The organism is Catenibacterium faecis (assembly GCF_014306455.1).
Classification (GTDB): domain Bacteria; phylum Bacillota_I; class Bacilli_A; order Erysipelotrichales; family Coprobacillaceae; genus Catenibacterium; species Catenibacterium mitsuoka_A.
On sequence record NZ_JACRWG010000159.1, the window covers coordinates 1 to 607 of the forward strand.

Genomic DNA, 607 nt, shown 5'->3' on the forward strand with positions numbered 1-607 from the left:
CTTTATAACTCCAAAGGCTCCTTCTACCTGTATGCTTCTCTGCTTCTTTAGCTCTTTTCCGAATTCAGAGCCGAGAGTAATGTCAACATACTCATGAAACTGTTCAAGAACCTCGTTTCTACTGCAGATCTTCTCTGCATCATCACTGACCTCAGGCTTTTTCTTGGTAGCCAGGCACTCATTCCTGAAAGGACATCCAGCACAGCGTTCCGGATTTCTATAAAGCTGTCTGATGGACAATGTGCCATTCTTTTCCTCGTATACATCTCTTATGAACTCACTGAAGACATTGCCATGAGGACAGATCTTATGACCATTCTCATCAATTTCCCAGTTTGCTGGGTTATAGATGTTTTTTTTATATTTTCTTTCATTCTTTTTGGCGTACATATTGTACTTCATGACTGGATTCATTCCCTTCATCAGGCAGAAAAGGTAGTTCCTAAGTCCTCCGTATCCTGCATCAGCCATAGGATATAGTGGATATTCCCCGTAATGTGCATAATGTCTATCCATGAAGTCAGTGAACGTTGTAGTATCTCCTGGATTCCTGAAGACACCTGCATTCATGATGACTCCATCTGACACACCTATCTGCACGTTATAT

General features: G+C 41.5%; 1 protein-coding gene. It reads right to left on the bottom strand.

Annotated features, from left to right (window positions below):
• On the bottom strand, window positions 1-570 hold a 570-nt coding region (locus H8909_RS13245), incomplete at its 3' end, for a transposase (RefSeq protein ID WP_238928321.1).
• Between the last annotated feature and the right edge of the window lie 37 nt (window positions 571-607).